The sequence below is a fragment of the Ruegeria sp. K3 genome (assembly GCF_056531845.1).
This window is the reverse complement of record NZ_JBQFMM010000004.1, coordinates 139070-162736: the sequence shown is the minus strand read 5'-3', so window position 1 is coordinate 162736 and position 23667 is coordinate 139070. Positions and strand designations below refer to the sequence as shown.

The window sequence follows — 23667 nt, the reverse complement described above, 5'->3', positions numbered from 1 at the left end:
CCAATTGGCCTATACCCATTCAGCAAACCAATAAGACAGGACCATGCGGAATGATTGCTTATGTGACCGTTGGTGTTGACGATATCACGCGTGCTGAGCGGTTTTATTCGGCGTTCCTGCCCGCCCTTGGTTATGCGTTGGAGCGGTATCACGGAGACTTGAGCTATGCGCTGCCAGTGCCGCCGGGGCAATCCCCGGTTCAGCCCGAGTTCTATGTAAAATCACCCTTTGATGGAGGCGCGGCTTCGGCTGGCAACGGGGCCATGGTGGCGTTTGAGGCGCGCACCCAACAGCAGGTTCGCGACCTTCACGCCGCTGCGCTTGCCGCAGGCGGGTCTGACGAAGGCCAGCCGGGCTTTCGCGCCTCGTATGGTCCGAATTTCTATGTCGGCTATCTGCGCGATCCTCAGGGCAACAAAATCGCGCTATTTTCCAGCAATCCAAACGAGCCGGGGCGCGACGGGTAACGCTTTCGTCGGGTCGCTATGGCGCTTCGATCACTGCCCGCAGAAGCTCAGTCTCACGGGCTGGATGCTTGTTCCTGTCGCCGCTTTTCCAGAACCACTTCGCGTGGAACCCACTCGTAACGGGTGTCCTCAACCAGGGGCGACCAGAATAGCACTCCGCCATAGCGCCAGGGATCCAAGACAACGCCTTCGTACATGCTCTCTCCCTTGCGGCTGATAATGGCAGTGCTGTGGTCGATGCGGAACGGGTTATCCGCGTTGGCGATGGCGCGGTGCATTTCCAGAGTGCGGAACTGCTCCTGATCCAGTCGCCGCTCAATATCTTCAGCCCAGTGCCAGCACAGACCACGCGGACGCAGACCCTTGTTGACCTTGGCGTTGTGGATAAGCGGAGGGTCGGTGATCTCGTATTCCTGCGCCAGTTGCGCGGTATAGGCATAGGCGATGCGGGCGGCGCGGGAGGCCTCTTCCGGGTCGATATCGGGGCCGAGGCTTTGGATTTCAGCCGCCAGCCGCTGGACCTCATCTCCGGAAGACGGGGGAGGGGTGGCACAGGCGGCGAGGGTGGCAAGCGCTGCCGCGAACACCAAAGCTCTGATCATCTGCGCGTCCTTTGCCTCAATGCACCCGAAGCCGCAGTATAGCGGGCCGGGTCATCGCACGAAACCCGCTTAGTCTTTTGGTCGGGATGCCTTTTCCGTGATGCCGCTGGTGCCCTGTCGACGGGCCAGTTCGCCCAGCACATCATCCAGCGCAACATCGCGCGCGGCCAGCATCACTAGCAGGTGATAAAGCACATCAGCCGCCTCGGAGGTCAGTTTTCCCCTGTCCCCTTTGGCGGCTTCGATGATTGCTTCAATGGCTTCTTCGCCGAATTTCTCGGCACATTTCTCGGGACCTTTGGCCAAAAGCTTGGCGGTCCAGCTGCTGTCTGGTTCTGCCCCTTTACGGGCCTCAATCGTAGCCGCCAGATCGTGCAAAATACTCATGTCAGCCTCATCGGTATGCCGGCGGCGGCCATATGCTCTTTGGCCTCGTGGATGGTGTATTCGCCGAAATGGAAGATCGAGGCGGCAAGCACCGCGCTGGCCCCACCTTTGGTCACACCTTCGACAAGATGGTCCAGATTGCCTACGCCCCCGCTGGCGATGACCGGCACTTCCACCGCGTCACTGATCGCTCGGGTCAGGGGCAGGTTGAACCCGGCCTTGGTGCCATCGCGATCCATCGAGGTTAGCAGGATTTCACCTGCGCCCTTTGAAACGACGGTTTTGGCAAATTCAACGGCGTCGATGCCTGTTGGTTTGCGTCCGCCATGGGTGAAAATCTCCCACTTGCCGGGGCTGACCGTCTTGGCGTCAATGGCGCAGACAATGCACTGGCTGCCGAACTGGTCCGCTGCTTCGGCGATGACGTCCGGATTCGCGACGGCGGCCGAGTTAAAGCTGACCTTATCAGCCCCCGCCAGCAACAGGGCCCGCACGTCATCTTTGGTGCGCACGCCACCACCTACAGTCAGAGGCACAAAGCACTGCTCTGCCGTGCGTTGGACCACATCGAACATCGTGCCGCGGTTCTCATGCGTCGCATGGATGTCCAGAAAGCAGATCTCATCCGCTCCGGCGGCGTCGTATGCCTTGGCCGATTCCACGGGGTCACCAGCATCGCGCAGGCCAACGAAATTCACACCTTTGACCACACGGCCATCGGCGACATCCAAACAGGGAATGATGCGGGTTTTCAGCATGGGCTTTCCTTTGCTCGGGGCACCTGTACCGGCAAAGCCCCGCCGATGCCAGACTTGTGATTGTGATCTGTCGCGAAGCCATGGAAATTAGGGGTGAAATTTATGAAAAGGATTACCCAGATGCGACAACTTCTTTTGGCTTCAATTCTCACATTCGGAGGCGCCCTGTCCGCCATGGCTGACGACATCATCAAAGTGGAAACCAACAAATCCGTGGCCGAGGCGCTGGACGCGCTGGAAGCCGCCGTGGGCAATGCGGGCGCCACCGTGTTTGCCCGCGTGGATCACGCGGCGGGGGCGGAAAAGGTCGGAACGCCGATCCCGGCCAATCAGGTGCTGATATTCGGCAACCCGGCTCTGGGCACTCCCGCCATGCAGATCGACCCGCGCGCGGGGCTGTTCTTGCCGCTGAAGGTGCAGGCCTACGAAGACGCAAATGGACAGGTCTGGCTGGCTTATGAAGATCCGAAAGAGACGATGGACGAGCTCGACGAAGTAGAGAAATCCCCCGTCATCGAAAAGATGCGCGGCGCTTTGGCGAAACTGACCGCCGCCGCTGCTCAATAACTCAGTTCAGGGCGCGAATGGCCTCTTTCAGGTCAATCGCGCCATCATATAGCGCGCGGCCAGAGATCGCGCCGTTCAACTCGACGCCACAATCGCGCAGGGCGATCAGGTCGTCCAGTGAGCTGACGCCGCCCGAGGCAATCACCGGAATCGAAACCGCCTGCGCGAGCGCCGCCGTGGCTTCGATATTCGGACCCTGCATCGCACCGTCGCGGTTGATGTCTGTATAGATGATCGCTGCCACGCCCGCGTCCTCGAAACTGTGCGCCAGATCGGTGACCTGTACGTCGGTCTCTTCGGCCCAGCCCTTGGTGGCAACCATGCCGTTTCGGGCATCTATACCGACGGCTACCTTGCCCGGGAAGGCTTTGGCAGCTTCGCGCACCAGATCTGGGTTTTCGACTGCAACGGTGCCCAGAATCACCCGCGCCAGACCTTTTTCGATCCAGGTCTCGATTGTGGCCATGTCCCGGATACCACCACCCAGCTGAGCGGGCACATCACAGGCTTTCAGAATTGCCTCAACGGGTGCCGCATTAACAGGCTCCCCGGCAAAAGCACCATTCAGATCAACCAGATGTAGCCACTCGCAACCAGCCTCGACAAAGGCACGGGCCTGCGCAGCAGGGTCTTCGTTAAAGACCGTCGCCTTATCCATTTCACCACGCAGCAGGCGCACGGCGTTGCCGTCTTTCAGATCGATGGCGGGGTAGAGGATCATGTCGGGCGGCCCTATATCACTGTTACACGCGCGGGATATCGCACAGGCAGGGCAGGGGCGCAACGCGACGCTAAGTCATTCTTGCCCGGTGCCGAACGGCAGGTCAGACTGACCGGAAAGACAGGGAGATAACCATGAAGACATATTCTCTTGCAGCGGTCTTCGCTGCGATGGCCACCACCGCCTTTGCTGCCGATCCGGTAGACGGGCTGTGGAAGACCGCTCCGGGCGATACGGGCGGCTATTTGCATGTGTCGATTTCGGAATGTGGCAGCGCCATCTGCGGAACTATCGACAGCGCATTTGATGCCCAAGGCAACCAACAGCTGGAGTACGAAAACCTTGGCAAGCAAATCATCTGGGACATGATCCCCGAGGGTGACGGCAGCTATGACGACGGCAAAATCTGGGCCCCGGATCGCGACAAAACCTATAGTTCGAAAATGACACTGGACAGCCAGAACAAGCTGACCGTCAAGGGGTGTGCCGTGGGTGGTCTGGTCTGCCGGGGGCAGGTCTGGACGCGGGTGCAGTAAACCTCAGGGCTTCCAGGTCAGGAAATTGCCGATCATACGCAGGCCGACGTCCTGGCTTTTCTCAGGGTGGAACTGCATCCCAACCATCGTGTCGCGGCCAATCACGGCCGTGACCTCTTGCCCGTAGTCCACATAGGCCAGCCGTTGCGCCGGATCCATCACCCGGAAGTGGTAGGAGTGCACAAAATAGGCGTGATCGCCTGATTTTATCCCGTCAAAGACCGGATGGTCGCTTTCCAGAATCAGATCGTTCCAGCCCATATGTGGCACCTTGAGCGCGCTGTCCGAGGGCTCGATCTTCACAACATCACCTGCGACCCAGCCCAGACCGTCGGTCTCAGCATATTCATGGCCCTTGGTCGCCATCAGCTGCATTCCGACGCAGATGCCCAGAAACGGGCGGCCTTTCTGCTCGACGGCTTCTACCATAGCGTCATAGATGCCTTTGTGGCCGCGCAACTCGGCGGCGCATGCCGGGAAAGCGCCATCACCGGGCAGAACCAATCGATCAGCCCGCGCGACAACATCTGCATCCGATGTCACGACGACCTCGCCCGCATCCAGTTCGCGGGCCATCCGTTGAAACGCCTTCTCCGCCGAGTGCAGGTTACCGCTCTCGTAGTCAATGATGGCTGTCAGCATCTACAGCGCGCCCTTAGTCGAGGGAATCGCATCCGCCTTGCGTGGGTCGGTTTCGACCGCATCGCGCAAAGCACGGGCAACGGCCTTGAAGGCGGCCTCGGCAATGTGGTGGCTGTTGAAGCCATGCAACTGATCAATATGCAGGGTGATCCCGCCATGGGTGCTGAGCGCCTGAAAGAACTCGCGCACCAGCTCGGTGTCGAACGTGCCGATCTTTTGCGTCGGCAGGTCCACATTCCAGATCAGGAACGGACGAGCCGACAAGTCCAGCGCACAGCGTACTTGTGCGTCATCCATGGGCAGATGGCACTCGCCATAGCGGCGAATACCCTTCTTGTCCCCTAGCGCCTGCGTCAGTGCCTGACCCAGCGCAATCCCGGTGTCTTCGACCGTGTGGTGGTCGTCGATGTGGTAATCACCCTTGGCACGGATCGTCATGTTGATCAGCGAATGCCGCGCCAATTGATCCAGCATGTGGTCAAAGAACCCGACGCCGGTCTGGTTGTCATACTGGCCGGTGCCGTCCAGATTGACCTCGACCGAAATCTCGGTTTCGGCGGTCTGACGGCTGATCTTAGCGCTGCGCATGGGCGAATTCCTTTTGCTACAGGCGCGCTTATAGACCCGGATGAACGGCCTATCCAGACCGCTTTAAGCCTTCGTCGCAAACTGTTGCAGGGGATTGCACCCGGACGCGGCCCGTGCCAGCCTGCGGGCAACACGAACCAACAAGGCCCGGCCCATGTCCACCTGCGTTTTCATTCAGATCCGTTGCAAACCCGGTACCACTTACAAAGTCGCCGAAGAGATCGCGCTGCGTGAAATCCATTCCGAACTGTATTCCACAAGCGGCGAATACGACCTGCTGCTGAAGCTCTACATCCCCGAAACCGAGGATGTGGGCCATTTCATCAACGAAAACCTGCTGGTGATTCCCAATATCGAACGCTCGCTGACCACGATGACGTTCAAGGCGTTCTAGCCCAGTTCAAACGTCGTGATGCCGTATATCCGGTCAAGGTCGATGTCTGGCGCGTGACTGGAATACATGCGCCCCGTTTCAAATACCTTGGTCAGCCCCAACTGTTTGGCCAATTCCATGGCTTGTGCGTTTGGATTAGGCTTGTCGATGAATACCTCGGCCTTTGCCTGATCGGCGGGGAGCGTCGTCAGAAGGGAAACCAAAAGCGCCTGCGCGATTTGCGGATTGTCGGCAAACAGCGGCCCAACCTTGTACCCGCTCAAGCAACGCCGCAACGTCGCATAGCCTTTGATCTGCCCATTTTCCTCAAACACCCGCGAAATGTGGCTGGGTGCACCCAACCAGCCGCGCAAGAACGTGTCGCGCGCGGCGGGGAACAGGCCTCGGTCATACGACTTTAGATCATCGGTTAATGCGTTGATTGGACGAACCCGAGTGTCCTCCACGCGACCCAGGGCATCCAGGATGCCGCCGACGGTGCCCGCGAATCGATAATTGTCATACGCCAGTTCAAAACCGAATTTCCGATAGTTGTCCTGCTGTTCGACAACACCATCCATGCCCATGTTACGATCCTGGCAATGTGCCTTGACCGCTTCGGCGACCTGCAATCCGTATCCCGAGCCGCGAAACTCGGGACGCACGATGTAGAAGCCAAGAAATGCGTAGGCATCATCGTAGTTCACGGCGGATGCGGACGCGATCATCTGGCCGTCCAGGAAACCGCCCTTGAATCCTTCGGGGTCCGAACTGCGAAAACAGACCGCGTCGTGCAGCCCGGGGTTCCAGCCTTCCTGACCCGCCCAGTCAACGGCGGTTTGAAGTTCGTCTGCTGTTAAGGCGCGAATGACGTAATCGGGCATATCCGCATCTCCGTCGGAATTTCATGTAAATCAAAGATGCCGCAGCAATCGCGAAAGGACCAGCATGTTCGGAGAGTTTGGTATCTGGAGCGGGCGAGGCGATTCGAACGCCCGACCCTAACCTTGGCAAGGTTATGCTCTACCCCTGAGCTACGCCCGCATCAGATACTTATATGGTCCGTAGACCTCTCAATGGAGCGGGCGAGGCGATTCGAACGCCCGACCCTAACCTTGGCAAGGTTATGCTCTACCCCTGAGCTACGCCCGCGCCGTTGAGTGAGGAGGGATGTATAAATTCCCACACGAGGCTGCAAGCGGAAAAACACAAAAAACAGCAAAAAATCTTTCGACGGAAATTCGGGGCTGCGGTGTTCAAGAGATATAGCAGTGAACGAAATAAGGGATTGGGCAGAGGAAATGAAAGATATTGCAGATATTAAGATGGCGGCATTGGCGGCGCTGATTGTTCTTACCACCGTGATCTACAGTCAGAGCGATGAAACACTGGCAGAGGCGCAGCCTAGCCTCCCGCATGCTCCTTTGATCGAAACGCAGGTTTTGACGGGCTAAATCGCGCGCTCAAACAGCCAATGCGAGGTTCGCGATCGCGGCAATCAGAATTGCAGTGAAGGTCAGACCCATTCCGATCTGGCGCAGGATGATGACCTGTGGGGTCTTGCCAAAACCATAAGCGTGCAGAAGCCTGCCCGCCAAAAGTAACATCCCCAGCAGGTTCACAAGCCAGCCGCCAGCATCTTGCAGTTCGACCATGGCGATAAGCAGCAAAGCAAAGGGAGCGTATTCTGCGCAGTTCGCATGCGTTCGCATTGCCTTGATCATGGCTTTGTCGCCATGATCCCCGACCGATATTTTGCCCGCCCGGCGTTGCCGAATGACATTCACGCTGAGTGCGACGTACAGAAATGCGATCAACGCGGCGTAGATCGGGGTGATGGTCAGCATGCGGCCTCCTGATGTTGAAAGGGCCGCCCGGTTCCCCGAACGGCCCTTATTAGCTTAGAAGGCTAAACCGGTTATTCCAGTTCGACCAGCAGATCCTTGGCGTCGATTTGACCTCCAGGCTGGACGTGAACGGCCTTGACCACCGCGTCGCGCTCGGCGTGGATACCTGTTTCCATCTTCATCGCTTCGATGGTCAGCAGTAGATCGCCTTCTTTGACTTCTTGACCTGTGACAGCGGCAACAGTTGCAACGACACCCGGCATTGGCGCGCCGATATGGTTGGGGTTACCAACTTCGGCCTTTGGCCGCTGAGCGGTTGATGCTTTCACCAAACGGTTCGGCACGCGGATCACGCGGGGCTGACCGTTGAGTTCGAAGAACACGCGAACCTCGCCATTCTCGTCCGTCTCGCCGATGGCCTGACAGCGAATCTCCAGCGTCTTGCCGGGATCGATCTCGGCGGTGATCTCCTCGCCCGGCTCCATGCCGTAAAAGAAGGTACGCGTGGGGAGGGTACGGACCGGGCCATAGGTGCGGTGACGGCCCATATAGTCGAGGAACACCTTGGGATACATCAGATATCCATTCAGGTCCTCGTCATCGATCTCTTTGCCCTCAAGCTGTTTGGACAAATCGGCGCGGGTGGCCTCGAGATCGACCGCTTCGACATGCTTGCCGGGGCGTTCGGTGTTGGGGGCCTCGTCCTTCAGGACCTTCTGGATGATTGTATCGGGGAACCCGCCCGGAGGCTGACCCAGATTGCCGCGCATCATGTCCACCACCGAGTCGGGGAAGGCGACATCAGTGTTCGGGTCTTCGACCTGCGCACGGGTCATGTTCTGACTGACCATCATCAGCGCCATGTCACCGACCACCTTGGACGACGGCGTCACCTTGACGATATCGCCGAACATCTGGTTCACGTCCGCATACATCTGAGCGACCTCATGCCAGCGCTCTTCCAGTCCAAGCGAACGCGCCTGTGCCTTGAGGTTGGTAAACTGACCACCAGGCATTTCGTGCAGATATACCTCGGAGGCCGGGGCCTGCAGGCTGGACTCGAAGGCCGCGTACTGGCCGCGCACTGCCTCGAAGTAATCGCTGATTTCACGGATGGCTTTGATGTCTAGTCCGGTGTCACGCTCGGTATGGCGCAACGCCTCGACCACGGTGCCGAGCGTTGCCTGAGAGGTGTTGCCGCTGAAGCTGTCCATCGCGCAATCCACCGCGTCCACGCCGGCCTCGGAGGCGGCCAGAATGGTGGCGCTTGCAATGCCAGCGGTGTCGTGCGTGTGGAAATGGATCGGCAGCCCGACCTCTTCCTTCAGCGCCCGGATCAGGATCTTGGCGGAGGCCGGTTTCAGAAGCCCCGCCATATCCTTTAAGCCCAGCACATGTGCGCCCGCGTCACGCAGTTCCTTGGCCATGCCGACATAGTATTTGAGGTCATACTTGGCGCGGTCCGGGTCCAGAATATCGCCGGTATAGCAAACAGTGCCTTCACAGATCTTGTTGTTTTCGATCACCGCGTCCATGGCGACGCGCATGTTCTCGACCCAGTTCAGCGAGTCGAACACGCGGAACACGTCGACACCCTTGGCCGCCTGACGCACAAACTCCTGCACCACGTTGTCGGGATAGTTGGTATAGCCAACCCCGTTCGCCCCGCGCAGCAGCATCTGGGTCATCAGGTTCGGCATCGCCTCACGCAGATCACGCAGGCGCTGCCAAGGGCATTCCTGCAGGAAGCGATAGGCGACATCGAAGGTTGCACCGCCCCAGCATTCGACGCTGAATAGCTGCGGCAAGTTCGCAGCATAGCTGGGTGCTACTTTGATCATATCGATCGAACGCATCCGGGTTGCCAGCAGCGACTGGTGCCCGTCGCGCATGGTGGTGTCGGTGATCAGCAGCTGACGCTGCGCCTTCATCCAGTCAGCAACCGCCTGCGGGCCTTTTTGCTCCAGCAGGTTGCGGGTGCCCATCTGCGGTTCGGCCTTGGGCGCGGGGGGCCTGGCCTCTTTCAGGTCGGGGCGCGGCATCGGGCGATCCTTGGTTTCGGGATGCCCGTTCACAGTGATGTCGGCGATATAGTTCAGAACCTTGGTGCCCCGGTCGCGGCGCTTCTTGAACTGGAACAGGTCCGGTGTCTCATCGATGAACTTGGTGGTGTATTCATTCGACAGGAAAGTCGGGTGCTTTAGCAGGTTTTCGACAAATGCGATGTTGGTGGAAACACCGCGCACACGGAATTCCCGCAGCGCACGGTCCATCCGCGCAATCGCCTTTTCTGGCGTTGGGGCCCAAGCGGTCACCTTGGTCAGCAGAGAGTCATAATACCGCGTGATCACCCCGCCTGCATAAGCGGTGCCGCCATCCAGGCGAATGCCCATGCCGGTGGCCGAGCGATAGGCGGTGATGCGGCCATAGTCGGGGATGAAGTTGTTTAGTGGGTCCTCGGTGGTCACGCGGGTCTGCAGCGCGTGGCCGTTCAGGCGAATGTCGGACTGCGTGGCCTTGCCGGTGGCCTCGGTCAGGGTCTTGCCTTCGGCGATCAGGATCTGAGCCTGCACGATGTCGATGCCGGTGACTTCCTCGGTGACGGTGTGTTCCACCTGCACGCGCGGGTTCACTTCGATGAAGTAGAACTTGCTGGTGTTCATATCCATCAGGAACTCGACGGTGCCCGCGCATTCATAGTTCACATGGGCGCAGATACGGCGGCCCAGCTCGCAGATTTCGGCGCGCTGTTCTTCGGTCAGGTACGGGGCAGGCGCGCGTTCCACGACCTTCTGGTTGCGGCGCTGGACCGAACAATCGCGTTCATAGAGGTGGTAGATCTCACCATGCTTGTCGCCCAGAATCTGCACTTCGACGTGACGGGCGCGGGTGATCATCTTTTCCAGATAACCCTCGCCATTGCCGAACGCCGCCTCGGCCTCGCGGCGGCCTTCCAGAACCTTTTCCTCCAGCTCATCCTCGGACAGGATCGGGCGCATACCACGGCCACCGCCGCCCCAAGACGCTTTCAGCATCAGCGGATAGCCGATCTCGGCTGCCTCGGCCTTGATGGCTGCCATGTCGTCGCCCAACACCTCGGTCGCCGGGATAACCGGAACGTCGGCGGCAATCGCCACTTTCCGAGCGCTGGCCTTGTCGCCAAGCGCGCGCATGGTCTCGGCCTTGGGTCCGATGAAGGTGATGCCGTTCTGAACGCAGGCATCCACGAAATCCGGGTTTTCGGACAGCAAACCGTAACCAGGGTGGATCGCATCTGCGCCGCTTTCTTTGGCCACCCGGATGATCTCGTCAATCGACAGATACGCCGCAACCGGTCCCAGATCTGCGCCAATGCGATAGGCCTCATCCGCCTTGAACCGGTGCAGGCCCAACTTGTCCTCCTCGGCGAAGACCGCGACGGTGCGCTTGCCCATCTCGTTGGCTGCCCGCATCACACGGATGGCAATCTCGCCGCGATTGGCAATCAGGATTTTCTTGAAGTCTGTCATTTCAGGTCCCGGTCTTAATGGCTGTGGCCTTGTGCATAGGCGGACAATACGGCCTCGTACATATGTAGTTCTGGGTAGAACCGGCATGTTAACGCTCGCAAACGCCGCCCTTTTGCGCAAACTTATTGCACATGCTGCATTGCGGCATCAATCCCCCGTGGGAAAGAGCAAATAATGCCCGTTTCTCCGAATATCCTCGCTGCGCCCTTTGGAGGGATGATTCTATTTGATTTGAGCGAACAAGCCGTGAACAAACCCTTTCCCTCCGCGCCCATCCGACGTAGTTTACCGGCATGAGCAGTTTTAACGAAATGGACGCCTTCGAAGGCGCATCGCTGTCGGCGCGGGCGATGCCTGCGACCTCGGCTGAGTACCTCAACGATCTCAACCCGGCGCAGCGCGAAGCGGTTGAGCGGCTGGATGGTCCGGTGCTGATGTTGGCTGGTGCGGGCACAGGCAAAACAAAAGCTCTGACCGCTCGGATCACCCATCTGCTCAGGACACATAGGGTGCGCGAGAATGAGATTCTGGCGGTGACCTTCACCAATAAGGCCGCGCGAGAGATGAAAGAGCGAGTAGGGCGGATGCTGGGCCGACCCGCTGAGGGGATGCCGTGGCTTGGCACCTTCCACGCAATCTGCGTCAAGCTGCTGCGTCGTCATGCGGAACTGGTCGATCTGAAATCGAACTTCACAATTTTGGACACTGACGATCAGAAACGGCTGCTGAAACAGCTTACTCAAGCCGCCAACATTGACGACAAGCGCTGGCCCGCTCGGATGCTGGCCGGGATCATCGATGACTGGAAAAACCGAGCCCTGACGCCCGACAAGGTGCCTGCTGCGGATGCGGGGGCCTATAATCACAAGGGCATCGAGCTTTATGCCCAATACCAGACCCGCCTACGCGAGCTGAATGCGGTGGATTTCGGCGACCTGTTGCTGCACATGGTCACGATTTTCCAAACCCACCCGGATGTGCTGGAACAATATCAACGCTGGTTCCGCTACATCCTTGTGGACGAGTATCAGGATACCAACGTCGCTCAGTATCTCTGGCTGCGCCTGCTGGCCGGGGGGCACAAGAACATCTGCTGCGTTGGTGATGATGACCAGTCGATCTATGGCTGGCGCGGGGCCGAGGTGGGCAACATTCTGCGGTTCGAAAAGGACTTCCCTGGCGCCTTCGTGGTCCGGCTGGAACAGAACTACCGCTCGACCCCGCATATTCTGGCCGCTGCGTCCAACGTCATTCGTGGCAATGAAAGCCGCTTGGGCAAAGAGCTTTGGACCGACCGCGAAGAGGGTGAAAAGGTCCGTCTGATCGGCCATTGGGATGGCGAGGAAGAAGCGCGTTGGATCGGGGAAGAGATCGACGCGATGCAAGGTGGCACGCGCGGTGTGCGGCCGATGAACCTTGATGAGATCGCGATCCTCGTACGCGCTTCGCACCAGATGCGGGCGTTTGAGGATCGGTTTTTGACCATTGGTCTGCCTTACAAGGTGATTGGCGGCCCTCGATTCTATGAGCGGATGGAGATTCGCGATGCCATGGCCTATTTCCGGCTGGTGGTCAGCCCCGAGGATGATCTGGCCTTCGAGCGTATCGTAAACACGCCCAAACGCGGCCTCGGCGACAAGGCGCAGCAGACGATTCAGATGACGGCGCGCGAGAATGGCATGTCTTTGGTCGAGGGCGCGCGGATTGCGGTCGATAACGGCCTGATCAAGGGCAAGGGCGGCAAGGCGCTGCGTGAATTGATCGACGGTTTGGCGCGGTGGAATGCAATGACGCGCGGGCCTCGGATCGAGGTGGACGATGATACGGTGATTGATGACGGTGTTTCACCGATCCGATACGGCGCGCCCGAGCATACGCATATCGAGCTGGCGCAGATCGTCTTGGACGAATCCGGCTATACCGCGCATTGGCAGAACGAAAAGACGCCCGAGGCGCCGGGGCGGCTGGAAAACCTTAAGGAACTGGTCAACCAGCTGGACAATTTCGAGAACCTGCAGGGGTTTCTGGAGCATGTCAGTCTGGTGATGGATAACGAGCAGGACAGCGACGGGGCCAAAGTCTCGATCATGACGCTGCACGCGGCCAAGGGGCTGGAGTTTCCCGCGGTTTTCCTTCCGGGGTGGGAGGATGGATTGTTCCCCTCTCAGCGTTCGATGGACGAATCCGGTCTCAAAGGCCTCGAAGAAGAACGAAGGCTGGCCTATGTCGGTATTACCCGCGCAGAAGAAGTCTGTACGATTTCCTTTGCAGCCAACCGACGGGTGTTTGGACAATGGCAGAATTCGATGCCGTCCCGGTTCATTGATGAGTTGCCCGAAGATCACGTGGAAGTGCTGACACCTCCGGGGCTCTATGGTGGTGGTCAGCAGGCAGCTGGGATCGAAACCCGCGCAGCCGAGGCGAATGTCTATAGCTCTCCGGGCTGGAAGCGGATGCAGGCGCGGCAGGGTCAATATGGCATGTCTCAGCCAAAAGAAAGCCGGAATACTGTGATTGATGCGACAGCCGTGGCCAGCTTTACGCTGGGCGAGCGAGTGTTTCACCAGAAATTCGGCTATGGCGCAGTGATCGGCATCGAAGGTGATAAAGTCGAGGTCGATTTCGACAAGGCAGGGGTCAAGAAAGTGGTCTCGCGCTTTCTGACCAACAAGGATGACGTGCCGTTCTGAAGCTTACAACCCTTCGACCAGCACAAGATTCGCCGTCGCCGTTTTTTGCCTGATCTTGGCCAATTCGACATAGTCCGGATCGTCCTTCCACGCGTTTGCGGCAGCCATATCCGGAAACTCCATCAGGACGATCCCATCTTCTTCCCAACTGCCTTCGATCACTTCAACGGGTTTTGAGGATACGGTTAGAAGCCTTCCGCCATGCCGGTCAAAGATCGGCATGAATCCTTCGAGGTATTTCTGGTACCCATCCGGGTCATGAATGGAAATCTGGGCGATGAAATAAGCGGCCATGGGAGACTCCTGACAAATCGTTCACGACCCCAGCCTACATCTTGTGTGCAAAAAACGAAAAACGGCGGTTCCCAGGGAGGAGGAGGGGAACCGCCGTTCTTTTCTACATCAGGGCAGGGAGGAGGAAGCCCCGATGTATCCGTACCCGGGTTTGATCCCGGTATGAGGAAGACGCGGCGACGTCAGGGAGGAGGAAGACGTCGCCGCGCGCTTTCAACATCGAGGCAGGGAGGAGGAGAGCCCCGATGTATCAGGTTCCGGCGGTCAGGGCCGGTATTAGGTGCGGCAACGTCAGGGAGGAGGAGAGACGCTGCCGCTGAAATACAGGTCCGAAAGGGAGGAGGACGGACCTGATCTCGGTGTTCTTGTTGCGCTTACCGCGCGATCTGCTCTTCGGTGGCCTGTTGGGCCAGCCGGCGGATCATCGAGCGGTGCAAGCCCAGATCAGCCAATTCCCGATCTGACAGTCCCGACAATTCGTTGACTGTCTGACGGTACAGGCGATAACGAGCAACCCGGGTTTTCACGGTCTCAACCAGCGTTGAGATTCCATTTGCCGGTGTGCCTTTCAGAGCTGTTTGTGTGCTTGCGACTGCCATCTTCAAGATCCGTTCATTCTTACTGTTGCCGGCATCGACCGGCGTTTGCTTGAGACTGAAGATAGGCAAATGCTGCGATCGCACAATAGTTCGCGTCGTCAATGCTGCTATGCAGCAAATGCATGGATTGGCAGGATAATCCGGTACGCCCCAATAATTGCCTTTAAAATACTGGTTTTCACGTGTGGTTGACGTTTCGTGTGTCCAGACCCTGTGATGGTGACCGCTTATCTATTGAGCGGAATTGGTGTTTGTTTGGGCATGTTGTGTCAACTCAAGAGGGGCAAATCTTCTCACCGCAGGTCCGGCGCCTGGGGTGATGGTGCTATGGGAAAGCATGGGTCGCCTATGGGAATGGCCTGTAAAGGGACCGCGATTCGCCCTCTTCGGCTGTCATTCATGGGTGTCTGCGCCAAATAGTGCGTAATTCTAAAAATTATTGGGAATTCATGGGAGGAATAATCTAGGCGTCAATTCTTACATATTTAGTGTTAGTAAGCATTTGGAGCACAATTTGTGGCATATTTGATCCGAGTTTCGATTGCATTGGTCTTGATCTGAAGCCTGCATCAGGCCTCCATATGCAATTTTCCTATTGATTTCCATGAATTCCCATGGCATCCCTTGTGTACCCGATGAGGGCGAGGACAGTTGAGGGGCACCAAACGACCCCGAACCAAAAATACAAAAACAGGTTTCATACAGGCATCTCGCTTTCATCACTTAACAGATCCGGCGCGCGGGCGAGCAGACATCCCCCCAGGTGGCGCGCGCAGCTGGACATCCCGCAAAGCGGGTCAATGCGGCGGGTTGATCAGTGGCAGCAGATCAACCCGCCGTTTTACTTCCGGGGGGAACGTGAATTTTGAGGTGGGGCGCAAGCGAAAGGGACAGTCGTCTTGGCGCGCAGGTTTAGAGGCGAAAGCCAGCATAAGGTGGATACGAAGGGCAGGGTCTCGATCCCGGCCTCGTTTCGTCGTGTGCTTGAGGCCTCGGACCCCAGCTGGCAACCCGGTGACAATCCTGAACTCGTGATTGTCTATGGCGACCACCGCCGCAAATACCTTGAATGTTACACCATGGAAGCGATCGACGAGGTGGATGCCAAGATCGATGCGCTGCCACGTGGCTCGATGCAGCGTCGGATGCTTCAGCGGATGTTCCATGGTCAGTCCTTCCCGACCAATGTGGACGAAACGGGTCGTTTGGTGCTGCCCGCAAAGCTGCGCAACAAGATCGACCTTGAGAACGAGGCGTTCTTTATCGCTGCCGGTGATACCTTCCAGATCTGGAAGCCCGAGACATACGAGGCCGAGGAACTGGCCACGACCGAGGAATGGCTTGACGATCTGCCGGATGATTTCGATCCGATGCAGTATCTCGATGGCATCGGGGATGGGTGACGGCATGGCCGGCGCTCAGACCTCATCGGACAAACCTCATATCCCCGTTCTTCTGCGCCCGTTGTTGGCCGCCGTGGCGCCGGTATCCGGTGCCTGGCTGGACGGCACATTCGGCGCAGGCGGCTATACTCGTGCGTTGCTGGAGGCCGGGGCCGAGAAGGTCATTGGCGTCGATCGCGACCCACTGGCATTTGAAATGGCCGCTGACTGGGCTGGGGAATACGGTGACCGGCTGGTGATGCAGCAGGGCGTGTTCTCTCGCATGGATGAATATGCACAGGATCTGGACGGCGTGGTGCTGGATCTTGGTGTCTCATCCATGCAGTTGGATCAGGCTGAACGCGGTTTTTCCTTCATGAAAGACGGTCCGTTGGACATGCGGATGAGCCAAGATGGTGAAAGCGCAGCTGATCTGGTGAATACGGCAACCGAGACGCAATTGGCCGACATCCTGTTCCATTTCGGTGAGGAACGCGCCAGTCGTCGTATAGCAAAGGCCATCGTCAAGGCGCGGGCCGAAGAACCGATCACAACAACTCTGCGGCTGGTCGAGATTATCGAATCCTGCCTGCCGCGCCCCAAACCGGGCCAATCGCACCCGGCGACGCGCAGTTTTCAAGGGCTACGGATCGCGGTGAACGCAGAATACGAAGAACTGTTTCAGGGGCTTATGGCCGCCGAGCGCGCTTTGAAGCCGGGCGGGCAACTGGCCGTTGTGACTTTCCATTCCATAGAAGACCGGATGGTGAAGCGGTTCTTCCAATCGCGCGCGGGCAAAACCGGACGCGCCAACCGTTATGCGCCTGAGATGGAGCAGGAGAAGCCGCAATTCATACTCAAGACCCGCAAGGCCGTAGGGCCGGATGAGCAGGAACTTGAAGAAAACCCACGTGCACGCTCGGCAAAATTGCGTGTCGCGATAAGAACGGATGCCCCGGCAGGGGAAATTGAGGCCCGGGCCATCGGCATGCCGCAATTGGGGGGAAGGGCAAGATGAAGAGTATTCTGTATGTGTTGACTGCACTGTCCGTATTCGGGCTGGCGCTTTGGGCTTATCAAGAGAACTATCGCACGCAGCAGGTGCTGAAGGAAACGCAGTTGCTGCAAGGCCAGATCGGGATGGCGCAGGCGCGACTCGCCGTGCTGAATGCCGAATGGGCCTATCTAAACCGGCCTGATCGTTTGCGTGAGCTGGCGGACTTGAATTTCGAACGTCTCAGCTTGCTGCCTCTGCGGGCTGAGCAGTTTGGTCGCGCCGATCAGATTTCCTATGGCGAGGACCCGGATCTGCCCATCGTCGACCCGCTTGAAATACAGGACGTCACTGACATTCAGGCACTGATCGAGGTGCAGGTTCCATGACCCGCACACCACTTCGCCCTCTGGCCCGTATCCTCGACGCCCGTGCAAAGGGTGAAAACCCCAAGGCGATTGAGCGAGAGAACATCCGCAAACGCCACGAAGACATGAAAGACCGCGCCCGCGCGCGCGCCGAGGGCCGCCTGTTGGTGTTGGGTCTTTTCTTCTTTTGCGCCTTTTCGGTCGTAGGCTTTCGTATGGGCGTTCTGGCGACATCCGAGGCGCAAGAACCATTGGCAAGTGCGCCGGGGGCCTCCATCGCCATGCAACGCGCCAATATCGTGGATCGCGAAGGCCGTATTCTGGCGACCAATCTGGACACCTATTCTGTCTATGCGCAGCCACCGCTGATGATTGACCCGATCGCCGCAGCCGAGCAACTGGTCGCTATTTTCCCTGATCTGGAAAAAGAGCGTTTGGTCAAAGACTTCACCGGTAAGCGAAAATTCCTGTGGATCAAGAAGCGCATCTCGCCCGAGCAGAAGCAGGCGGTGCATGACATCGGTGATCCCGGCATCCTGTTCGGCCCGCGCGAAATGCGGCTATATCCCAATGGCAGACTCGCGGCGCATATTCTGGGCGGCTCGGGCTTTGGCCGCGAAGGTGTCAGCGCAGCCGAGGTGATCGGCGTAGCTGGCGTCGAAAAACAGTTCGACGGCTATCTGCGCGACCCGGCCAACGGCAACAAGCCACTGCAACTGTCGCTGGATCTGACCGTTCAAGCGGCGGTGGAACAGGTGCTTTATGGCGGCATGAAGATCATGAACGCCAAAGGAGCCTCGGCGGTTCTGATGAACGCCCATACGGGCGAGGTCGTCTCGGCCGCGTCGTTGCCGTCTTTTGACCCCAATGACCGTCCGCGCCCGCCGACCTCGGGCTTCGATCCCTCGGACAGCCCGCTGTTCAATCGCTATGTACAGGGTGTCTATGAGCTGGGTTCGGTGTTCAAAATCTTCACCGCCGCGCAGGCGGTGCAGCTAGGTCTGGTGAACTCCAACACCATCATTGACACTTCCGGCCCAATGAAAATCGGGCGCTTCCCGATTGGCGAGTTTAACGGCAAGAATTATGGTGAGATCAGTGTCTCGGATGTAATCAAGTACAGCTCGAACCGAGGCACCGGGCGGCTGGCCTTGCAAATCGGGGCCGACCGGCAACAGGATTTTCTGAACGCGCTAGGCATGTTCGACCCAACCCCATTCGAGATTGTCGAGGCCAAGGGCGGGCAACCGCTCAAGCCCAAGAAATGGGGTGAGTTGAGCACCGTGACGATTTCTTATGGCCACGGCCTTTCGACCAGCCCCATGCATCTGGCCGCTGGTTACGCAGCGATTGCCAATGGCGGGTACTATGTCAGCCCCACGATCTTGCGCCGCAATGGCCCGCAATACGGCCCTCGCGTGATGTCCGAAAACACCGCCAAGCAGGCGCAAAATATGTTACGCAAAGTGGTCACGGATGGCACCGCCAGCTTTGGCGATGTCAAAGGGTACGACGTGGCGGGAAAAACCGGTACTGCCGATAAACCCAAGCCGCGTGGCGGGTACTATGAGGACAAGGTGATTGCCACCTTCGCCACCATCTTCCCGGCTTATGATCCGAAATATGTGCTAATCGTCACGCTGGATGAACCGTCCATCGTAGCCTATGGCGAAAAGCGCCGTACGGCGGGTTGGACTGCCGTTCCCGTTGCTGCCGAACTGATTGGACGGGTGGCGCCGCTAATGGGTCTCAGACCCCGGCTTGAGCCTGAGGCGCGCGCTGCTATAACGCTGACCTCAAATTAGGCTGTCCAGCGAAAGGTGGGTCATGGGCAATCGGTCAAAGAAACTCAGCGAACTGGCCCTGACCGCACGGGGAGGGGCCAATCCCGAAATCACCGGTCTGGCTGTCGACAGCCGCGAGGTCAAAGACGGTTTCCTCTTTGCAGCCCTTCCCGGCACCCGAGTCCATGGTGGAGACTTCATCCAATACGCCTTGCGCATGGGGGCCACCGCGATCCTGACGGACGCGAAAGGGGCCGAGATCGCCACCGACGAACTGGCCGCATCCGATGCTGCGCTGATCGTCACGGAAGACCCCCGTCAGGCACTGGCAGGGGCCGCCGCCCTATGGTTTGGCGCGCAACCGCAGACCATCGTGGCGGTCACCGGCACCAATGGAAAAACCTCGGTCGCCAGTTTCGTCCGCCAGATCTGGACCGAGCTTGGACTTGCCGCCGTCAACCTGGGCACCACCGGGGTCGAAGGCGCATGGACTGCGCCGCTGGCCCATACCACACCCGAGCCGATCACTCTGCACCGTTGTCTCGCCGAAGCTGCCGAAAATGGCGTGACCCATGCGGCGATGGAGGCCTCCTCGCACGGGCTTGAACAGCGTCGCTTGGACGGGGTGCATCTGACCGCTGCCGGGTTCTCGAATTTCACGCAGGATCATCTGGACTATCACGACACGTTCGAGGCCTATTTCGCAGCCAAGGCGGGTCTGTTTGATCGTGTGCTGCCCGAAGACGGGGTCGCTGTGGTCAACCTTGGTGATCCCAAGGGTGCCGAGATGCGCAAGATCGCCGAGGCACGCGGCCAGAATATCATCACCGTAGGCCCTGAGGGTTCTGATCTTTGTCTTCTGAATCAACGCTTTGACGCGACCGGGCAGGATTTGCGCTTTTCATGGAAAGGCAAGGCCTATCAAACCCGCCTGAATCTGATCGGCGGCTTTCAGGCCGAGAACGTTTTGCTGGCTTGCGGATTGGTCATCGCGGCGGGCGAGGACCCCGACCGCGTGTTTGAAACCTTGCCGCACCTGATCACCGTGCGCGGACGGATGCAGCTGGCTGCAACCCGCGACAACGGCGCGGCGGTGTTTGTCGATTACGCTCATACGCCGGATGCCGTGGCCACTGCACTGAAGGCGATGCGCCCGCATGTCATGGGACGTCTGATCGCCATTGTTGGTGCAGGCGGTGACCGAGACGCCACTAAACGCCCATTGATGGGGCGGGCCGCTGCTGAAAACGCCGATGTGGTCTTTGTTACCGATGACAACCCACGCAGCGAAGACCCGGCCACCATCCGCGGTGCTGTCATGTTGGGCGCACCCGAAGCCACGGAAGTCGGCGACCGAGCCGAGGCCATCCTGCGCGGCGTCGACGCGCTGCAACCGGGCGACGCTCTGCTGATTGCGGGCAAGGGACACGAAACCGGCCAGATCGTCGGAGATCAGGTCCTGCCCTTTGACGATGTGGAACAGGCCAGTATCAGCGTTGCCGCGCTGGACGGGAGGGTCGCATGACGCTCTGGACTGCAGCCGAGGCCGCAGAGGCCACCAACGGGCGCGCCACCACCGATTGGCAGGTGAACGGCGTCTCCATCGACACGCGCACCCTGCAGCCGGGTGACCTGTTCGTTGCGTTGAAGGCTGCCCGCGACGGCCATGATTTCATCGCCCAAGCGCTTGAAAAAGGCGCAGGCGCAGCGCTTGTGTCGCATATTCCCGAAGGCGTGCCCGAAGATGCACCGCTGTTGATCGTCGACGATGTGCAGACGGGTCTAGAGGCGTTGGGGCAGGCGGCTCGCGCCCGGACAGGTGCGCGCGTGGTGGGGGTGACTGGCAGCGTGGGTAAAACCTCGACCAAGGAAATGCTGGCCAGCATTCTGGAGACGCAAGGCAAAACTCATGCCAGCGTCGCCAGCTACAATAACCATTGGGGCGTGCCTTTGACGCTGGCGCGAATGCCGCGCGACACCGAGTTCGCGGTGATCGAGATCGGCATGAATCATCCGGGCGAAATCGCTCCGCTGGCGCGTCAGGCGCAACCGCATGTGGGGCTGGTGACCACAGTAGCCGCCGTCCACCTCGAAGCCTTCGACTCGGTTGCGGGTATTGCTTTTGAAAAGGCTGCGATCTTCGACGGGCTGGCCGAGGGCGGCACCGCTATCGTCAACGCCGATATCGAACACGCGGGCATCTTGCGCGACTGCGCCGCTGCGCATGGTGCAAGGATCGTCGAATTTGGCCACAAGGCGCGGGACTATGCCCTGACCAACGTGCTCCAAGGCCCTGACTCGGTGCGGGGACACGGTATTGTCGGCGGCGCAGACATCACATTCGATGTCCAATCCGCGGGAACTCACTTTGCTATGAATGCGCTGGGCGCTCTGGCGGCCTGTGTCGCGCTGGGGGTCGATCTGGATCAGGCGATTGCCGGTCTGCGCGGCTGGTCTCCGGTCAAAGGGCGCGGTGTGCGCGAGGTGATCGCGCTGCCAGATGGCGGGCAGATTGAACTGCTCGATGACAGCTACAACGCCAATCCAACCTCGATGGAGGCCGCTCTCGACGTGCTGTCTACGTCGGCGGGCAAACGCAAGATCGCGTTTCTGGGCGACATGAAAGAGCTTGGTGCGCAAGAGCAGGCGATGCACGCCGCCATGGCCGAGGTGCCTGCGATGGCGCATGTCGATCATGTTCATTGCATCGGCCCTTTGATGCAAGCGCTGCATCAGGCTCTGCCCGAGGGCAAGCGCGGGTTGTGGACGGAAACCAGCGATGAGATGGCTGCCCATCTGCCGGAATTGATCCGTAGCGGCGATGTAGTGATGGCCAAGGGCTCTCTCAGCATGGCTCTGGCGCAGATCGTTGACGGTCTGCGGCAAATGGGGCATGGCAGCGCGCCAGAGAGCCGCCGTATTGTGAGAAAGGTTTTGTAATGCTCTATTGGTTAACCGCCCTGTCGGATGGAGGGGATTTCTGGAACCTCTTCCGCTATATCACCTTCCGGGCGGGGGGCGCCTTTCTGACTGCGCTGATCTTTGGGTTTTTGTTCGGAAAACCCTTGATCAACGTATTGCGCAAACGGCAAGGCAAAGGTCAACCGATCCGCGATGACGGCCCCGAGGCGCATCTGTCCAAGGCTGGAACCCCTACCATGGGCGGTCTGCTGATCGTGGGCGCTCTGGTCACGTCGACCCTGATCTGGGCGCGCTGGGACAATCCATATGTCTGGATGGTACTGTTCGTGACGCTGGCCTATGCGGCCATCGGCTTTGCGGACGATTATGCCAAGGTCTCAAAGCAGAACACCAAGGGCGTTTCCGGTAAGATGCGGTTGGCGCTGGGGATCATCATCGCCGTGCTGGCGTCACTCTGGGCGACGCTGCACCATCCCAGCGATTTGCAAAACCAGCTGGCTCTGCCGGTGTTCAAGGATACGCTGATCAATCTTGGCCTTTTCTATATCCCCTTTGCGGTGATCGTAATTGTGGGTGCGGCCAACGCGGTGAACCTGACAGATGGTCTGGACGGGCTGGCGATCATGCCCGCGATGATCGCGGCCTCGACCCTTGGTGTAATTGCCTATGCGGTTGGGCGGGTCGACTTTACCGAGTATCTTGATGTTCACTATGTACCTGGGACCGGTGAAATCTTCATCTTCACTTCAGCGCTGTTTGGCGCGGGGCTGGGATTCCTGTGGTACAACGCCCCTCCGGCGGCGGTTTTCATGGGTGATACCGGATCACTGGCTCTGGGTGGTGCGCTGGGCGCGATTGCCGTGGCTACCAAACACGAGTTGGTATTGGCAGTCGTGGGCGGGCTGTTCGTGGTTGAAGCTTTAAGTGTGATCATCCAGGTTCTTTATTTCAAACGGACCGGAAAGCGGGTGTTCCTGATGGCGCCGATCCATCACCATTATGAGAAAAAGGGCTGGGCTGAACCCACCATCGTGATCCGGTTCTGGATCATTTCACTGATCTTAGCGATGATCGGGCTGGCGACGCTGAAAGTCAGATGAGCCCGCGTTGCGTCGTGCTTTCTGGATGCTCCGGTGGTGGCAAATCAACACTGCTGGAGGAGATGGCCCGACGCGGATATTCAACAGTTTCCGAGCCGGGTCGTCGTGTCATTGCCGAGGAAAGACAAGGTGGTGGTCGCGCTCTGCCTTGGGTCAACTCCGAGGTATTCTGCCGCCGGATCATTGAACTTGCGATATCAGACTTCAACAATGCCAAAGATGATCTTGTGCTATTTGATCGTTCGGCATTGGACGCGCTGATTTGGTTTGATCGAACCGTTACACCGTTGGAGACCAAAGTGCGTGAACAGATACTGCACTTGGGCTACGACCCATGCGTGTTTCTCTTTCCTCCTTGGCCTGAGATATTCGAACAGGATGATGACCGGCGGCACAACTTGGCCGCAGCTATTGCGGAATACGATGCTTTGTGCGACCGGTTACCAGACTATGGGTTCGTAATAGAAAACGTTCCAAAAGGGCCGGTCTCTTGGCGGGCGGACTGGCTGGAAGAGCGGCTCGGATAGAAGGTGTATG

25 protein-coding genes and 2 tRNA genes are annotated in these 23667 nt (G+C 58.8%); 14 read left to right on the top strand and 13 right to left on the bottom strand.

Going from position 1 to position 23667, the window contains the following annotated elements; all coding sequences use genetic code 11:
• Positions 1-50: 50 nt before the first annotated feature.
• Complete coding sequence (locus ACR0MP_RS09335; protein ID WP_170401445.1) at positions 51-467, top strand: VOC family protein; 417 nt, start codon at positions 51-53, stop codon at positions 465-467.
• Between the two features lie 53 nt (positions 468-520).
• Here the strand turns inward: ACR0MP_RS09335 and ACR0MP_RS09330 are convergent, their stop codons facing one another.
• From ACR0MP_RS09330 to hisF, 3 genes are all read right to left on the bottom strand, one after another.
• Positions 521-1069: a hypothetical protein gene (locus ACR0MP_RS09330; RefSeq protein ID WP_480886446.1), complete on the bottom strand. Its 549-nt coding sequence runs from the start codon at positions 1067-1069 to the stop codon at positions 521-523.
• Positions 1070-1138: 69 nt separating this feature from the next.
• Positions 1139-1456, bottom strand: coding sequence for a phosphoribosyl-ATP diphosphatase (locus ACR0MP_RS09325; RefSeq protein WP_170401439.1), 318 nt, complete (start codon positions 1454-1456; stop codon positions 1139-1141).
• Positions 1453-2214, bottom strand: a complete 762-nt coding sequence (hisF, locus tag ACR0MP_RS09320; RefSeq protein ID WP_170420800.1) for an imidazole glycerol phosphate synthase subunit HisF — start codon at positions 2212-2214, stop codon at positions 1453-1455. Before hisF ends, ACR0MP_RS09325 begins: the two co-directional genes overlap by 4 nt.
• A 120-nt stretch (positions 2215-2334) precedes the next feature.
• Here hisF and ACR0MP_RS09315 point away from each other — a divergent pair, with 120 nt between their 5' ends.
• On the top strand, positions 2335-2781 hold the full coding sequence (locus ACR0MP_RS09315; RefSeq protein WP_480439179.1) for a DUF302 domain-containing protein: 447 nt from the start codon (positions 2335-2337) through the stop codon (positions 2779-2781).
• A 1-nt stretch (position 2782) separates the two neighbouring features.
• Here ACR0MP_RS09315 and hisA read toward each other — a convergent pair whose 3' ends face one another.
• Positions 2783-3502, bottom strand: a complete 720-nt coding sequence (gene hisA / locus ACR0MP_RS09310; protein ID WP_170401433.1) for a 1-(5-phosphoribosyl)-5-[(5-phosphoribosylamino)methylideneamino]imidazole-4-carboxamide isomerase — start codon at positions 3500-3502, stop codon at positions 2783-2785.
• Between the two features lie 134 nt (positions 3503-3636).
• Here hisA and ACR0MP_RS09305 point away from each other — a divergent pair, with 134 nt between their 5' ends.
• Positions 3637-4038 (top strand): DUF2147 domain-containing protein, encoded by a 402-nt coding sequence (locus ACR0MP_RS09305; protein WP_170392077.1) that lies wholly within the window; start codon positions 3637-3639, stop codon positions 4036-4038.
• A gap of 3 nt (positions 4039-4041) precedes the next feature.
• On the opposite strand, the gene hisH is transcribed toward ACR0MP_RS09305, so the two are convergent.
• The gene (gene hisH, locus ACR0MP_RS09300; protein ID WP_170401427.1) at positions 4042-4680 is read right to left on the bottom strand and encodes an imidazole glycerol phosphate synthase subunit HisH; all 639 of its coding nucleotides are present in this window, start codon (positions 4678-4680) and stop codon (positions 4042-4044) included.
• Positions 4681-5268 (bottom strand): imidazoleglycerol-phosphate dehydratase HisB, encoded by a 588-nt coding sequence (hisB, locus tag ACR0MP_RS09295; RefSeq protein ID WP_170401424.1) that lies wholly within the window; start codon positions 5266-5268, stop codon positions 4681-4683.
• A gap of 154 nt (positions 5269-5422) precedes the next feature.
• Here hisB and ACR0MP_RS09290 point away from each other — a divergent pair, with 154 nt between their 5' ends.
• Positions 5423-5662 (top strand): Lrp/AsnC family transcriptional regulator, encoded by a 240-nt coding sequence (locus ACR0MP_RS09290; RefSeq protein WP_170325761.1) that lies wholly within the window; start codon positions 5423-5425, stop codon positions 5660-5662.
• On the opposite strand, the gene ACR0MP_RS09285 is transcribed toward ACR0MP_RS09290, so the two are convergent.
• From ACR0MP_RS09285 to ACR0MP_RS09275, 3 genes are all read right to left on the bottom strand, one after another.
• A complete protein-coding gene (locus tag ACR0MP_RS09285; protein WP_480886444.1) occupies positions 5659-6525 on the bottom strand; it encodes a GNAT family N-acetyltransferase in 867 nt (288 codons plus the stop codon). The two genes, ACR0MP_RS09290 and ACR0MP_RS09285, sit on opposite strands and share 4 nt — an antisense overlap.
• Before the next feature lie 85 nt (positions 6526-6610).
• Positions 6611-6685, bottom strand: a tRNA-Gly gene (locus tag ACR0MP_RS09280).
• 33 nt (positions 6686-6718) lie between these two features.
• Positions 6719-6793 (bottom strand) — tRNA-Gly (locus ACR0MP_RS09275).
• A gap of 149 nt (positions 6794-6942) precedes the next feature.
• Here ACR0MP_RS09275 and ACR0MP_RS09270 point away from each other — a divergent pair.
• Positions 6943-7095: a hypothetical protein gene (locus ACR0MP_RS09270; RefSeq protein ID WP_170609401.1), complete on the top strand. Its 153-nt coding sequence runs from the start codon at positions 6943-6945 to the stop codon at positions 7093-7095.
• 9 nt (positions 7096-7104) lie between these two features.
• Here the strand turns inward: ACR0MP_RS09270 and ACR0MP_RS09265 are convergent, their stop codons facing one another.
• Positions 7105-7488 (bottom strand): MAPEG family protein, encoded by a 384-nt coding sequence (locus tag ACR0MP_RS09265; RefSeq protein ID WP_170594746.1) that lies wholly within the window; start codon positions 7486-7488, stop codon positions 7105-7107.
• Positions 7489-7559: 71 nt separating this feature from the next.
• The gene (locus tag ACR0MP_RS09260) at positions 7560-10997 is read right to left on the bottom strand and encodes a pyruvate carboxylase (protein WP_170401412.1); all 3438 of its coding nucleotides are present in this window, start codon (positions 10995-10997) and stop codon (positions 7560-7562) included.
• A gap of 293 nt (positions 10998-11290) precedes the next feature.
• Here ACR0MP_RS09260 and ACR0MP_RS09255 point away from each other — a divergent pair, with 293 nt between their 5' ends.
• A complete protein-coding gene (locus ACR0MP_RS09255) occupies positions 11291-13687 on the top strand; it encodes an ATP-dependent helicase (protein WP_480886441.1) in 2397 nt (798 codons plus the stop codon).
• A 3-nt stretch (positions 13688-13690) separates the two neighbouring features.
• Here ACR0MP_RS09255 and ACR0MP_RS09250 read toward each other — a convergent pair whose 3' ends face one another.
• Both ACR0MP_RS09250 and ACR0MP_RS09245 read right to left on the bottom strand, forming a co-directional pair.
• A complete protein-coding gene (locus ACR0MP_RS09250) occupies positions 13691-13981 on the bottom strand; it encodes a DUF1330 domain-containing protein (RefSeq protein WP_170401405.1) in 291 nt (96 codons plus the stop codon).
• 374 nt (positions 13982-14355) lie between these two features.
• The gene (locus ACR0MP_RS09245) at positions 14356-14580 is read right to left on the bottom strand and encodes a DUF1127 domain-containing protein (protein ID WP_170392061.1); all 225 of its coding nucleotides are present in this window, start codon (positions 14578-14580) and stop codon (positions 14356-14358) included.
• Between the two features lie 899 nt (positions 14581-15479).
• Between ACR0MP_RS09245 and mraZ the strand changes: the two genes are divergently transcribed.
• Genes mraZ through ACR0MP_RS09205 form a run of 8 tightly spaced genes read left to right on the top strand, consistent with a single transcriptional unit; the run spans position 15480 to position 23657 of the window.
• Positions 15480-15983: a division/cell wall cluster transcriptional repressor MraZ gene (gene mraZ / locus ACR0MP_RS09240; protein WP_170401403.1), complete on the top strand. Its 504-nt coding sequence runs from the start codon at positions 15480-15482 to the stop codon at positions 15981-15983.
• Positions 15984-15987: 4 nt separating this feature from the next.
• Complete coding sequence (gene rsmH, locus ACR0MP_RS09235; RefSeq protein ID WP_170512617.1) at positions 15988-16980, top strand: 16S rRNA (cytosine(1402)-N(4))-methyltransferase RsmH; 993 nt, start codon at positions 15988-15990, stop codon at positions 16978-16980.
• Positions 16977-17345 (top strand): cell division protein FtsL, encoded by a 369-nt coding sequence (ftsL, locus tag ACR0MP_RS09230; protein WP_170401400.1) that lies wholly within the window; start codon positions 16977-16979, stop codon positions 17343-17345. Before rsmH ends, ftsL begins: the two co-directional genes overlap by 4 nt.
• On the top strand, positions 17342-19129 hold the full coding sequence (locus tag ACR0MP_RS09225) for a peptidoglycan D,D-transpeptidase FtsI family protein (RefSeq protein ID WP_480886439.1): 1788 nt from the start codon (positions 17342-17344) through the stop codon (positions 19127-19129). The genes ftsL and ACR0MP_RS09225 overlap by 4 nt, the downstream gene beginning before the upstream one ends.
• A 22-nt stretch (positions 19130-19151) precedes the next feature.
• The gene (locus ACR0MP_RS09220) at positions 19152-20633 is read left to right on the top strand and encodes a UDP-N-acetylmuramoyl-L-alanyl-D-glutamate--2,6-diaminopimelate ligase (protein WP_480886437.1); all 1482 of its coding nucleotides are present in this window, start codon (positions 19152-19154) and stop codon (positions 20631-20633) included.
• A complete protein-coding gene (locus ACR0MP_RS09215; protein ID WP_480886436.1) occupies positions 20630-22048 on the top strand; it encodes a UDP-N-acetylmuramoyl-tripeptide--D-alanyl-D-alanine ligase in 1419 nt (472 codons plus the stop codon). The genes ACR0MP_RS09220 and ACR0MP_RS09215 overlap by 4 nt, the downstream gene beginning before the upstream one ends.
• Positions 22048-23130 carry a phospho-N-acetylmuramoyl-pentapeptide-transferase gene (gene mraY, locus ACR0MP_RS09210; RefSeq protein ID WP_170392049.1) on the top strand — a complete coding sequence of 361 codons (1083 nt, stop codon included), beginning with the start codon at positions 22048-22050 and terminating at the stop codon, positions 23128-23130. Before ACR0MP_RS09215 ends, mraY begins: the two co-directional genes overlap by 1 nt.
• Positions 23127-23657: an AAA family ATPase gene (locus ACR0MP_RS09205; protein WP_170512270.1), complete on the top strand. Its 531-nt coding sequence runs from the start codon at positions 23127-23129 to the stop codon at positions 23655-23657. Before mraY ends, ACR0MP_RS09205 begins: the two co-directional genes overlap by 4 nt.
• Positions 23658-23667: the final 10 nt, after the last annotated feature.

Excerpts from the sequence above, each read along its gene's own strand:
- ACR0MP_RS09335 (WP_170401445.1), top strand. The coding sequence starts at position 51 with ATGATTGCTTATGTGACCGTTGGTGTTGACGATATCACGCGTGCTGAG.
- ACR0MP_RS09330 (WP_480886446.1), bottom strand. The coding sequence starts at position 1,069 with ATGATCAGAGCTTTGGTGTTCGCGGCAGCGCTTGCCACCCTCGCCGCC.
- ACR0MP_RS09325 (WP_170401439.1), bottom strand. The coding sequence starts at position 1,456 with ATGAGTATTTTGCACGATCTGGCGGCTACGATTGAGGCCCGTAAAGGG.
- hisF (WP_170420800.1), bottom strand. The coding sequence starts at position 2,214 with ATGCTGAAAACCCGCATCATTCCCTGTTTGGATGTCGCCGATGGCCGT.
- ACR0MP_RS09315 (WP_480439179.1), top strand. The coding sequence starts at position 2,335 with ATGCGACAACTTCTTTTGGCTTCAATTCTCACATTCGGAGGCGCCCTG.
- hisA (WP_170401433.1), bottom strand. The coding sequence starts at position 3,502 with ATGATCCTCTACCCCGCCATCGATCTGAAAGACGGCAACGCCGTGCGC.
- ACR0MP_RS09305 (WP_170392077.1), top strand. The coding sequence starts at position 3,637 with ATGAAGACATATTCTCTTGCAGCGGTCTTCGCTGCGATGGCCACCACC.
- hisH (WP_170401427.1), bottom strand. The coding sequence starts at position 4,680 with ATGCTGACAGCCATCATTGACTACGAGAGCGGTAACCTGCACTCGGCG.
- hisB (WP_170401424.1), bottom strand. The coding sequence starts at position 5,268 with ATGCGCAGCGCTAAGATCAGCCGTCAGACCGCCGAAACCGAGATTTCG.
- ACR0MP_RS09290 (WP_170325761.1), top strand. The coding sequence starts at position 5,423 with ATGTCCACCTGCGTTTTCATTCAGATCCGTTGCAAACCCGGTACCACT.
- ACR0MP_RS09285 (WP_480886444.1), bottom strand. The coding sequence starts at position 6,525 with ATGCCCGATTACGTCATTCGCGCCTTAACAGCAGACGAACTTCAAACC.
- ACR0MP_RS09270 (WP_170609401.1), top strand. The coding sequence starts at position 6,943 with ATGAAAGATATTGCAGATATTAAGATGGCGGCATTGGCGGCGCTGATT.
- ACR0MP_RS09265 (WP_170594746.1), bottom strand. The coding sequence starts at position 7,488 with ATGCTGACCATCACCCCGATCTACGCCGCGTTGATCGCATTTCTGTAC.
- ACR0MP_RS09260 (WP_170401412.1), bottom strand. The coding sequence starts at position 10,997 with ATGACAGACTTCAAGAAAATCCTGATTGCCAATCGCGGCGAGATTGCC.
- ACR0MP_RS09255 (WP_480886441.1), top strand. The coding sequence starts at position 11,291 with ATGAGCAGTTTTAACGAAATGGACGCCTTCGAAGGCGCATCGCTGTCG.
- ACR0MP_RS09250 (WP_170401405.1), bottom strand. The coding sequence starts at position 13,981 with ATGGCCGCTTATTTCATCGCCCAGATTTCCATTCATGACCCGGATGGG.
- ACR0MP_RS09245 (WP_170392061.1), bottom strand. The coding sequence starts at position 14,580 with ATGGCAGTCGCAAGCACACAAACAGCTCTGAAAGGCACACCGGCAAAT.
- rsmH (WP_170512617.1), top strand. The coding sequence starts at position 15,988 with ATGGCCGGCGCTCAGACCTCATCGGACAAACCTCATATCCCCGTTCTT.
- ftsL (WP_170401400.1), top strand. The coding sequence starts at position 16,977 with ATGAAGAGTATTCTGTATGTGTTGACTGCACTGTCCGTATTCGGGCTG.
- ACR0MP_RS09225 (WP_480886439.1), top strand. The coding sequence starts at position 17,342 with ATGACCCGCACACCACTTCGCCCTCTGGCCCGTATCCTCGACGCCCGT.
- ACR0MP_RS09220 (WP_480886437.1), top strand. The coding sequence starts at position 19,152 with ATGGGCAATCGGTCAAAGAAACTCAGCGAACTGGCCCTGACCGCACGG.
- ACR0MP_RS09215 (WP_480886436.1), top strand. The coding sequence starts at position 20,630 with ATGACGCTCTGGACTGCAGCCGAGGCCGCAGAGGCCACCAACGGGCGC.
- mraY (WP_170392049.1), top strand. The coding sequence starts at position 22,048 with ATGCTCTATTGGTTAACCGCCCTGTCGGATGGAGGGGATTTCTGGAAC.
- ACR0MP_RS09205 (WP_170512270.1), top strand. The coding sequence starts at position 23,127 with ATGAGCCCGCGTTGCGTCGTGCTTTCTGGATGCTCCGGTGGTGGCAAA.